This is a genomic window from Methylobacterium oxalidis, from assembly GCF_007992195.1.
Classification (GTDB): domain Bacteria; phylum Pseudomonadota; class Alphaproteobacteria; order Rhizobiales; family Beijerinckiaceae; genus Methylobacterium; species Methylobacterium oxalidis.
Genome location: NZ_BJZU01000025.1, coordinates 22,789 through 33,479 on the forward strand (window position 1 = coordinate 22,789; position 10,691 = coordinate 33,479).

At 75.3% G+C, this 10,691-nt stretch carries 7 protein-coding genes; 5 read left to right on the plus strand and 2 right to left on the minus strand.

Going from position 1 to position 10,691, the window contains the following annotated elements:
- Positions 1 to 56: 56 nt before the first annotated feature.
- From MOX02_RS07680 to MOX02_RS07700, 4 genes are all read left to right on the plus strand, one after another.
- A complete protein-coding gene (locus tag MOX02_RS07680) occupies positions 57 to 1,043 on the plus strand; it encodes a sulfate/molybdate ABC transporter ATP-binding protein (RefSeq protein ID WP_238178744.1) in 987 nt (328 codons plus the stop codon).
- Positions 1,044 to 1,358: 315 nt separating this feature from the next.
- Positions 1,359 to 1,583 (plus strand): type II toxin-antitoxin system HicB family antitoxin, encoded by a 225-nt coding sequence (locus MOX02_RS07690; protein ID WP_147025223.1) that lies wholly within the window; start codon positions 1,359 to 1,361, stop codon positions 1,581 to 1,583.
- The gene (locus MOX02_RS07695; RefSeq protein WP_147025230.1) at positions 1,580 to 2,617 is read left to right on the plus strand and encodes a cysteine synthase A; all 1,038 of its coding nucleotides are present in this window, start codon (positions 1,580 to 1,582) and stop codon (positions 2,615 to 2,617) included. Before MOX02_RS07690 ends, MOX02_RS07695 begins: the two co-directional genes overlap by 4 nt.
- 109 nt (positions 2,618 to 2,726) lie before the next feature.
- Entirely contained in the window at positions 2,727 to 2,882 is a 156-nt protein-coding gene (locus tag MOX02_RS07700) for a DUF3309 domain-containing protein (RefSeq protein WP_147025224.1), read from the plus strand.
- A gap of 9 nt (positions 2,883 to 2,891) precedes the next feature.
- Here the strand turns inward: MOX02_RS07700 and MOX02_RS07705 are convergent, their stop codons facing one another.
- Entirely contained in the window at positions 2,892 to 4,493 is a 1,602-nt protein-coding gene (locus MOX02_RS07705) for a S1 family peptidase (RefSeq protein ID WP_238178746.1), read from the minus strand.
- A gap of 135 nt (positions 4,494 to 4,628) precedes the next feature.
- Complete coding sequence (locus MOX02_RS07710; RefSeq protein WP_147025226.1) at positions 4,629 to 5,105, minus strand: cyclic nucleotide-binding domain-containing protein; 477 nt, start codon at positions 5,103 to 5,105, stop codon at positions 4,629 to 4,631.
- A 234-nt stretch (positions 5,106 to 5,339) separates the two neighbouring features.
- On the opposite strand from MOX02_RS07710, the gene MOX02_RS07715 reads away from it, so the two are divergent.
- The gene (locus MOX02_RS07715; RefSeq protein WP_147025227.1) at positions 5,340 to 10,655 is read left to right on the plus strand and encodes an alpha-2-macroglobulin family protein; all 5,316 of its coding nucleotides are present in this window, start codon (positions 5,340 to 5,342) and stop codon (positions 10,653 to 10,655) included.
- Positions 10,656 to 10,691: the final 36 nt, after the last annotated feature.

The window sequence follows — 10,691 nt, forward strand, 5'->3', positions numbered from 1 at the left end:
CCGGCTCCACGGCGATCCGGGTCGAGGGCCTGACGAAGACCTTCGACACGGCCGCCGTGCTGCACGACTTCCACCTCGACGTGCGGGCGGGCGAGCTCTTGGGCCTGCTCGGCCCCTCGGGCTCGGGCAAGACGACGCTCCTGCGCATCATCGCGGGGCTCGACTTCCCCGACCGCGGCCGCGTCCTGTTCGGGGGCGACGACGCCACCGGCCTGCCGGTGCAGCAGCGGGCGGTGGGCTTCGTGTTCCAGCACTACGCCCTGTTCAAGCACATGAGCGTGGCCGACAACATCGCCTACGGGCTGAACGCCCGGAAGCGCTCGGAGCGGCCGGGCCGCGCCGAGATCCGCCGGCGCGTGGGCGACCTCCTCGACCTCATCAAGCTGTCGGGCTTCGCCGACCGCTACCCGTCCCAGCTCTCGGGCGGCCAGCGCCAGCGCATCGCGCTCGCCCGTGCGCTCGCCGTGGAGCCGCGGGTGCTCCTCCTCGACGAGCCGTTCGGGGCCCTCGACGCGCAGGTGCGCAAGGACCTGCGCCGCTGGCTGCGGGAGATCCACGACCGCACCGGCCAGACCACGATCTTCGTCACGCACGACCAGGACGAGGCGCTGGAGCTGTCCGACCGCGTCGCCGTGCTCGACAAGGGCCGGCTGGAGCAGGTCGGCACGCCCGACGAGGTGCAGGACCGCCCGGCCTCCGCCACGGTGCTGAAGTTCCTCGGCGACTCGATCGAGCTCGAGGCCCTCGCCGAGGGCGGGCGCGTGCTGGTCGATGGGCGCCCGACCCCCGTGGCCGCGCCCCGCGGCGTGATCGGCCCGACGCGGCTCCACGTCCGGCCCTGGCAGCTCCAGTTCGTGGAGCCCGCCGAGGCCCACCTGACGGGCACCGTGCGCGCCTCCCACCGCAGCCAGGGCCGCCAGCGGATCGAGGTCGAGCGGCCGGACGGGCGCCTCGTCGTGGTGGAGGATTTCGACGGCGAGCGCTACGCCGCGGGCCGGCCGGTGGGCCTGCGCATCAACGGCGGGTACGTGTTCGCGGGGTGAGCTTGCGAATGCTCCCCGGCACGAGACGATCCTCCCAATCGGAGGCGCGATTCGTGGGAGCGACCCGCCGTGGGACAGGCGGAGAAGCGTCTCGCGGGAATGCGGCGGAACCCGGCCGGCGACTGGACCATCGATGACATCGCGGTGGTCTGCCGGGCCTACGGCATCGATTGCGTTCCGCCCGCCAGGGGCTCACACTACGACATCTCGCATGCGACGCGGCGGCGATCCTGACGGTGCCGGCCCGTAGGCCGGTCCGGCCCCACGACATCAGGGCCTTCGTCGCCTTCGTGGATGCGGTGAGAAGGGTGCGCGATGCGGGTGCGTGACTACCATGTGGAGGTGGACCGGGCACCGCCCGAGGAGGGCGGATACCTGATCGCGACCGTTCCGGACCTGCCCGGCTGCACCTCCGACGGGGACGATTGGGCGAGCGTCGAGGCCAACGTTGCGGACGCGATCGACACCTGGATCGCCGCGGCGCGGCGCCTCGGTCGCCCCGTTCCGCCGCCTGCCGCCATCGTGGAGAAGAGAGCCTGACCAGCCCCCGCCCCGACGTGCTCGCCGCCATCGGCGGCACGCCCCTCATCCGGCTGCGCCGCGCCTCGGAGGAGACGGGCTGCACCATCCTCGGCAAGGCCGAGTTCCTGAACCCCGGCCTCTCGGTCAAGGACCGGGCGGCCCTCGCCATCGTGGAGGAGGCCGAGGCGCGCGGGCTGATCCGGCCCGGCGGCACCATCGTCGAGGGCACGGCGGGCAATACCGGGATCGGCCTCGCCCTCGTGGCGAGCGTGCGCGGCTACCGCACCCTCATCGTGATCCCGGAGACCCAGTCCGAGGAGAAGAAGCAGACCCTGCGGCTCGCCGGCGCCCGCCTCGTCGAGGTGCCGGCCGTGCCCTTCGCCAACCCCGACAACTACGTCCACGTGGCCCGCCGCCTCGCCGAGCGGCTCGCCGCCACCGAGCCCGCGGGCGCCTTCTTCGCCGACCAGTTCGACAACGTCGCCAACCGCCGCGCCCACGCCGAGGGCACGGGCCCGGAGATCCACGAGGCGACCGGGGGCCGCGTCGACGGCTTCGTCTGCGCGGCGGGCACCGGCGGCACGCTGGCGGGCGTCGCCGAGGCGCTGCGGGCGCGAAACCCGGGCGTGCGGATCGCGCTCTCGGACCCCGAGGGCTCGGCCCTCCACGCCTACTACACGACGGGCACGCTCAAGGCCGAGGGCTCCTCGATCACGGAGGGGATCGGCCAGGGCCGGGTGACCGGCAACCTCGACGGCTTCGCCCCCGATCTCTCCTTCCGCATCCCCGACGCGGAGGCGCTCGAGATCGTGTTCCGGCTGATGCGCGAGGAGGGCCTGTCGCTCGGCGGCTCGTCCGGCATCAACGTGGCGGGCGCGATCCGTCTCGCGCGCGAACTCGGGCCCGGCCACACGGTCGCGACCATCCTGTGCGACGGCGCGGCCCGCTACGCCTCGAAGCTGTTCAACCCGGCCTTCCTGAAGGAGCGCGGCCTGCCGACGCCGGACTGGCTCTCGGCGCCCGCAGGACCGCTGCCGGACTGGCGCGCCTGAGGGCGAAAGACGATTTCTGTTGAGGCTTCGCACGAAGCTTGAACGGAATTCATCCTTGCGACGTTGGACCGGTCAAGCTCGCGCCCCGCGGGCCGCGGAGACCGCGTCCATGTCGCTGACCACCATCCTGCTCATCATCCTGATCCTGATCGTTCTCGGCGGCGGCAACTTCCTGGGCGGCGGGGCCTATCGCGGCCCGAGCTTCGGCCTCGGCGGCCTGCTCGTGATCATCCTGATCGTCCTGCTCGTGACCGGACGGGTCTGAGGGCCCGCCTCAGCGCGGGCAGGTGACCGCCACCACGGCGGCCGCCACGGGCGCCGCGACCGCGCCGAGGCTTCCCGCCTCCGCGGCCGGGCCCGGGCGGATGCCGGCCTCGGCGAGAAAATCCATCGCGACGGAGCCCGCGACGAGCGGGTAGCTCGTCGGCGGCGCCACCCCGGCGACCATCCGGGGCGCGGCGGGAAAGCGCGCGACGAGCCCCGCGAGCCGTCCCGCCCGGTCGAGCACCGGGGCGCCGGCCGCGCCCGGCTGCAACGGCGCGACAACGCCCCCCGACGCGCTGCCCGTGCCCGGCGCCAGCGTGGTGCCGCCGGCCCCGGCCCCGATCACCGCCAGCGCGTCCTCGGAGCCCGCCGGCTGCGCCCGGGCCGGCGGCAGGTTCGCGCCCGGCAGGGCGCCGGCCTCGAGCAGAGCGAGCCCGCGGGCGGGATCACTCCTGGCGAGGCGGGCCGCCGCCGTGCCGACGCGCGGGCTCGCGCAGCCTTCGAGGGGGGCGGACGCGGTGAGGACGCGCCCGGGCGCCACGATCAGTCCGGTGGCGGCCGGCGCCGCGGCCTCAACCGGGACGACGGGCCCCGGACGCGCCGGCGGGGCCGGCGCGGGCATCGGCGCGGCGACCGTCCTGGGGGCGGTCATCCTGGGGGCGGCCGTCGTGGGAGCGGCCGTCGTGGGAGCGGCGGCTGCCGTCGGGGAACCCTGCGGTGCGGCTTGAGCAGGGGGCTGAGCAGGGGGCTGGGCAGAGAGCTGTGCAGAGGGCTGGGCAGGCGCCTGGGGCGCCGCGGCCGGGAACGGCACGAAGGCGTTGGCCACCGCGATCACCAGGCGGTCCACCTCGCCGGAGAGCGCCTTGTCGTAGCCGATCGTGAAGCCCCGGATGCCCGCCTCGCCCGCGACGTAGCGGATGTAGGACTTGCCCGTGCCCGTCTCGCCCGTCACCACGATGAAGTCCGGCCGCTTCAGCTTGTAGGTCACCTTGCGCTCCGGCCCCGGCCCGGTCGCGCGCTCGAACAGGGCGTCGAGGCTCGTCTCGCCGGGCGGGAAGGAGCGGCTCTCCAGCGTCACGCGCCCGTCCGCGCTCTGCCAGCGGGTGCCGCCGGGCAGGGGGGTGCGCTTCGGGAGCAGGCGCTCGGGCACGCCGAGCACGGCGCCGCTCGCCGGGTCCGGCCGCACGACGAAGCGGGCCGCCTTCCGCGCCGCCTCGCCCTCCGCCAGGATCGCGGCGCGCAGCCGCGGCGCCAGGAGATCGTCCCCGGCCGCGCCGGCGCGGGTCCGGAAGCTCGCGAGCGCCTCGTAGGTGCGCCGCCCGAAGGTGCCGGCGATCACGCTGTTGTAGTCGCCGGTCCAGACGAGGGCGTCCTGCAATCCCTTCCGCTCGGCCTCCGGCAGCGCCTCGAACGCCGTTCGGGCGGCCTCGAAGGCGGGGTCGGGCGCGGCCGGGGCCGGGGGCTTCGGCCGGGCAGGGGGCGCCTGCGCCGCGGCGGGCCCGGCAAGAGCCGCGGCGAGGGCTGCGCCCAAGGCTGCGCCCAAGGCCGCATCGAAGGCGGCACGCAGGCAGGCCCCGCGCCCGAAGCCGGAAATGCTGTCCCGCCGCGTCATGTGAGGCCGCCCCCGCGATGCGCCGCGAGCTTGGCAGAGAGAGGCCGGAATGGCCAGGAGCCCGGGGCCGCCGCGAGCGAGGCGGGCCGGCCCGAGCGGCCGCCGGGCTTCCCTTCGGACACGGGCTGACGCCCCTCAACCGTGCGCGGCGTTCACCAGCTCGGCGATCCGGTTGTCGGCCCGGCGGAGACGGCGGCAGAGCTCGCGGTTGATGTTCTGCATCACCATCGCGTAGGCGCGCAGGTCGGCCTTGTAGTAGGTGTAGAGGTTGCGGGCCGTGAGCTCGTAGAGCACGAGCGGGCTCTCCGCGACGAGGGTGGCGGATCGGTTCTGCACCTCGATCAGGGTCATCTCGCCGAAGAAGTCGCCGGGTCCCAGGCGATTGAGGTCGATCGCGCCCCCCGCGCTGCCGCGCTTGCTCACCGCGAGCGTCCCGGACTGGACCACGTACATCGAGCGCCCCGGCTCGCCCTCCGTCATGACGGTGGCGCCGGCCGCGAAGCGGCGCTCGACCAGCATCGTGACGAGCAGGTCGAGGCTCTCGGCCGAGAGACCGCCGAAGAACGGTGTCTCGATCAGGAATGCCTTCAGCTCGGGCGACCCGTCAGCCATCGGCCCCTCGCACTCCGCCCCCGGAACGCGGCCGGCCCATCTTTGTGGACACTGTGCCCGCGCGCAACCGCCTTCCGGCGCCGCGTCAGGTGTCGACGCGCCCCGTCATGCGGCAGCGGCCCTCTCCGTTGCGGCCGTCCGCGCAAGTGCTACGCTCCCGCCGGCAGGGCGCGCCCCTGGAGAATCGCCGGCCCCGTCGAGGCCGGCCCGGGCGCCGCAAGCGCGAGGCGGATCATGGCGGGTTCTTCGAGGCTCGGGCGCCGGGTCGGCCTCCTCTGCGCGGCCCTGCTCGCGGGCGGCCTCCTCGGGGGCGAGGTCCGGGAGGCCGCCGCGCAGGCGCAAGCCGTGCCGGCCGCCCGCGGCGCGAGGCCGGCGCCCCAGAAGAGCTTCGCGCGCGAGGCGCTCGCGAGCGCCGGCGTCCGCCTGGAGACAGCCCTCAAGGGCGAGGCCGGCCTCGCCGCGCGGCCGGCGGCCCAGTCCCGCGCGGAGGGGGAGAAGTTTATCGAGGCCGGCAAGGCGGCCTTCGCGGTGGCGCCGCTCACGGCGGCCGTCGCGGCCGACCCGGGCGACTGGCGCAACTGGCTCGCCTACGCCCGCGCCGCCGACGCGCTCGGCCAGGACGAGACGAACGGCAGCGACTACGCGACCCGCTACCGCCTGCGCGAGCGGGCCCTCGCGGCCGCCTACCAAGCCTATCTGCGCGCCCGCACGGCGCCCGAGGAGGCCGAGGCGCTGGCCGTCCTGGCCGAGGCCCACGGCACCCAGTCCCAGTGGCGCCCGGCGCTCGAAGCCTATCGGGCGAGCCTCGCCCTCGACGACGTGGCCGAGGTCCGGCAGGCCTACGAGGAGGTGCGTGCCGAGCACGGCTTCCGCATCCTCGACTACAAGGTCGATTCGGACGCGGCCGCCCCGCGGGTCTGCTTCCAGTTCTCCGAGAGCCTCGCCCCGAAGACCGACTTCGCGCCCTTCGTCGCCGTCTCGGGCGCGGCGAACGCGGCGGTGACGGCGGAGGGCCAGCAGGTCTGCGTCGACGGGCTCCGCCACAGTCAGCGCTACGCCTTCGTCCTGCGCGAGGGCCTGCCCTCGGCGGTCGGAGAGAATCTCCTGAAATCGGCGGATTACGAGGTCTACGTCCGCGACCGCTCCCCCCAGGCGCGCTTCACCGGCCGCAACTACGTCCTGCCGCGCACCGGCCAGGCCGGCGTGCCCCTGGTCTCGGTGAACGCGCCGAAGCTCGACGTCGAGGTGCTGCGCATCGGCGACCGCGGCCTCCTTCCCACGCTCCGCTCGGAGGAGTTCCTGAGCCAGCTCAGCGGCGCCACCGCGCGCACCATCGCCGACCAGAAGGGCGTGCGGGTCTGGAAGGGGAGCCTCGACACCGCCAAGGCCGAGCCGAACCAGGAGGTCGTCACCGCCTTCCCCGTGCTGCAGGCGGTCGGCCGGCTGGAGCCCGGCCTCTACATCATGACGGCGCGCCCCTCCGGCACCGCCGCGCCGGGCGAGGAGGAGGGCGGCTACGAGCAGCAGGCGACGCAGTGGTTCGTGGTCTCCGACCTCGGGCTCACCGCCTTCAAGGGCCGCGACGGGGTGCACGTCTTCGCCCGCTCGCTGGCCAGCGCCGACGCGGTGGCGGGGGCCGAGATCCGGCTGGTCGCCCGCAACAACGAGGTGCTGGCCACCCGCCGGACCGATGCGGCCGGCCACGCCGCCTTCGACCCGGGCCTCGCCCGCGGCGAGGGCGGCATCGCGCCGGGCCTCGTCGTGGCCCAGCTCGGCGACGATTACGGCTTCCTCGACCTCGCCCAGACCGCCTTCGACCTGACCGACCGCGGCGTGAAGGGACGGCCCGCGCCGGGCGCCGTCGACGCCTACGTGTTCCCCGAGCGCGGGGTCTACCGCTCCGGCGAGACGGTGCACCTGACCGCGCTCCTGCGGGACGCGCAGGGGCAGGCGGTGCCGGGGCTGCCGCTCACCCTCGTGGTCAAGCGGCCGGACGGCGTCGAGTACCGCCGCGTGCAGGTGGCGGACCAGGGGATCGGCGGGCGCGCCCTGCCGCTGGCGCTGCTGCCGGGCGCGATGCACGGCACCTGGCGCGTGGCCGCCCACACCGACCCGAAGGCCCTGGCCATCGGCGAGGCGAGCTTCCTCGTGGAGGATTACGTCCCCGAGCGCCTGGAGGTGAACCTCACCCCGAAGGCGCCCGCCCTGCGCCGGGGCGAGCCCGCCGAGATCGCGGTGGCGGCCCGCTACCTCTACGGCGCGCCGGGCGCCGGGCTCGAGGTCTCGGGCAGCGTCGCGGTGCAGGCCGCGGCGACCTCCGGCATCAAGGGGCTCGACGGGTTCTCGATCGGCCTCGACGACGAGGCGGTGGAGGCGACGACGGCGGAACTGGAGCAGCGCGCCACCACCGACGCCGAGGGAAGCGCCGCGGTGACGGTGCCGATCGAGGCCGTGGCGGCGCCCCGGCCGCTCGAGGCGCGCATCACCCTTCAGGTCGGCGAGCCCGGCGGCCGGGCTCTCAGCCGCAGCCTGACCCTGCCGATCCTGCCGGACGGCCCGGTCCTCGCCATCCGCAAGGGCTTCAGCGGCGACCTGCCGGAGGGCGCGCCCGCGACCTTCGAGGTGGTGATGGCCGCCCCCGACGGGCGGCGCCTCGCCAAGAGCGGCGTGACCTGGACCCTGTCGCGCCTGGAGCAGACCTACCAATGGTACCGGGCGGACGGGCGCTGGTCGTTCGAGCCCGTGAAGTCGGTCCGCCGCGTGGCGGACGGGCGCATCGATCTCGCGGCCGGCGAGCCCGCCCGGATCGTGGCGCCCGCCAGCTTCGGCCGGTACCGGCTGGAGGCCAGCGTGCCGGGCGAGCCCGGCGCCGCGGCGAGCGTCGGCTTCAGCGTCGGCTGGGGCGGGGGCGAGACCGCGGACGTGCCCGACCTCCTCGACCTCACCCTCGACAAGGCGTCCTACGCGGGCGGGGAGAGCCTGCGGGCCCGCCTCGCCCCGAAGTTCAGGGGCCGCGCCACCCTCGCGGTGGTGAGCGACAGGGTGCAGGCGGTGCTCGACGTGGCGGTGCCCGAGGGCGGGACCACGGTGACGATCCCGGTCAGGCCCGAATGGGGGGCGGGCGCCTACCTCGTGGCGAGCGCCTTCCGGCCCCTCGACCAGGCGGCCAAGCGCCTGCCGGGCCGGGCGCTCGGTGTGGCCTGGTTCGCGATCGACCGGGACCGGCGCGACCTCGCGGTCAGCGTGGCGGCGCCCGAGAAGGCGCGCCCGCGCCGCGACCTCACCCTGCCGGTCCGGGTCGCCAACCTCGCCCCGGGCGAGGAGGCGCGGGTCACGGTGGCGCTCGTCGACGTCGGCATCCTCAACCTCACCCGCTACGAGGCGCCGAACCCGTTCGGGCACTTCTTCGGGCAGAAGGCGCTCGGCCCCGAGATCCGCGACCTCTACGGCTACCTGATCGACGGTATGCAGGGGACCCTCGGCGCCATCCGCTCCGGCGGCGACGGCGGCGCCACCCTCTCGGACTCGCCCCCGACCCAGGCGCCGCTCGCCCTCTACTCGGGCCTCGTCACGGTCGGCCCCGACGGCACGGCCTCGGTGACCCTGCCGCTGCCCGCCTTCAACGGCACCGGCCGGGTGATGGTGACCGCCTGGAGCGGGGCCCGCGTCGGCCAGGCCCAGGCCGACGTGATCATCCGCGATCCGGTCGTGCTCACCGGCACCCTGCCGCGCTTCCTCAACGTGGGCGACCGCTCGCGCATCCTCCTCGCCCTCGACAACGTCGAGGGGGCGGGCGGCGCCTACACGGTGGATCTCGACCTGTCCGGGCCGGTCCTCGTCGGCGCCGAGGCCCTGCGCCGCAGCGTGACGCTGGCGCCCGGCGCCCGCGCCGAGGTCGCGATCCCGCTCACCGCCGCGGGGCCCGGCCTCGCCCGCCTCGACGTCACCCTGTCGGGCCCGGGGCTGGAGGGAGGCGTCGGCCAGGGCTTCGCGCTGCCCGTCTCCCCGGGCACCGGCGCGCTGGTGCGCCGCGACCTGCGCCCGCTCGCACCCGGCGCCGGCCTGCAGATCGACGGTGCGCTCCTCGCCGACATCCTGCCGGGCACCGGCACCGTGTCCGTCTCGGCCTCGGCGCTGCCCGGCCTCGACGTACCGGCGCTCCTCCAGGCCCTCGACCGCTACCCCTACGGCTGCTCGGAGCAGATCGTCAGCCGGGCGATGCCGCTCCTCTACGTCAACCGGCTCGCCGCGATGGACCGGCTCGCCCTCGACGACAAGGCCGACGAGCGCATCCGCGAGGCGATCGAGCGCGTGCTCGCCCGCCAGGATTCGAACGGCGATTTCGGCCTGTGGTCGGTGGGCGGCATCAGCGACGTCTGGCTCGACGCCTACGTCACCGACTTCCTCACCCGCGCCCGCGAGCGCGGCTTCGCGGTGCCGCAGACGGCCTTCAACACGGCGCTCGACCGCCTGCGCAACGCGGTGGCCAACACCACGGAGGTGCGCGAGGGCGGCATGGACATCGCCTACGCGGCCTACGTGCTGGCGCGCAACGGCCGGCCCGTGATGGGGGACCTGCGCTACCTCGCCGACACGAAGATCGGGGATTTCTCGACCCCGCTCGGGCGCGGCCAGATCGCCGCGGCGCTGGCCCTCCTCGGCGACCGGGCCCGGGCCGGCAAGGCGTTCGACTCGGCCCTCGGCGCCCTCCGGAGCGGGCGCGACGACCGGAGCTACCGCGCCGATTACGGCTCGCGCCTGCGCGACGGGGCGGGGCTCCTCGCGCTCGCGGCCGAATCCGGCCTCACCCGCGAGGCGCTCCAGCCCGTCGGCGCGGTGCTCGCCGAGGAGCGGGCGGGCGGGCGCGTCACCAGCACGCAGGAGAATGCCTGGATGGTGCTCGCGGCCGCGGGCCTGACCAAGGAATCGGAGGCGCTCGCCGTCTCGGTCGACGGCGCGGCGCAGCCCGGAGCCCTCGCCCGGACGTTCCGGCAGGCCGCCCTCGAGGCGAGGCCCGTGATGCTGCGCAACGAGGGACGCGGCCCCGTGCAGGTCTCGGTCAGCGTCGCGGGCAACCCGGTGAGCCCCGAGCCCGCCGCCTCCCACGGCTACGCGATCGAGCGGACCTACCACCGCCTCGACGGCAGCCTCGTCGACCCGGCGCGCGGGCTGCGCCAGAACGACCGCCTCGTCGTGGTGCTGAAGGTGACGGAGGCGCAGGCGAGCGCCGGCCGCCTCCTCCTCGTCGACCGCCTGCCCGCGGGGCTCGAGATCGACAACCCGAGGCTCCTCGACGCGGACGCGCTCTCCGGCCTCGCCTTCGCCAAGAGCGAGGTGCAGCCGGTCCACACCGAGTTCCGCGACGACCGCTTCGTGGCGGCCTACGAGCGGGTGCCCGGCCAGTCGGCCTTCTTCACGGCGGCCTACACGGTGCGGGCGGTCTCGCCCGGCACCTACGTGCATCCGGGCGCCACGATCGAGGACATGTACCGCCCCGACCGCTACGGGCGCACCGCCTTCGGAACGGTCGAGGTCGGGGCGGCGCGATGAGCGGGGCGGACCCCGCCTCACCTCTCCCGGCCGGGA

Bases quoted from the DNA above. Each gene is read 5' to 3' on its own strand.
- MOX02_RS07715 (WP_147025227.1), top strand. From the start codon at position 5,340: ATGGCGGGTTCTTCGAGGCTCGGGCGCCGGGTCGGCCTCCTCTGCGCG.
- MOX02_RS07700 (WP_147025224.1), top strand. From the start codon at position 2,727: ATGTCGCTGACCACCATCCTGCTCATCATCCTGATCCTGATCGTTCTC.
- MOX02_RS07705 (WP_238178746.1), bottom strand. From the start codon at position 4,493: ATGACGCGGCGGGACAGCATTTCCGGCTTCGGGCGCGGGGCCTGCCTG.
- MOX02_RS07710 (WP_147025226.1), bottom strand. From the start codon at position 5,105: ATGGCTGACGGGTCGCCCGAGCTGAAGGCATTCCTGATCGAGACACCG.
- MOX02_RS07690 (WP_147025223.1), top strand. From the start codon at position 1,359: ATGCGGGTGCGTGACTACCATGTGGAGGTGGACCGGGCACCGCCCGAG.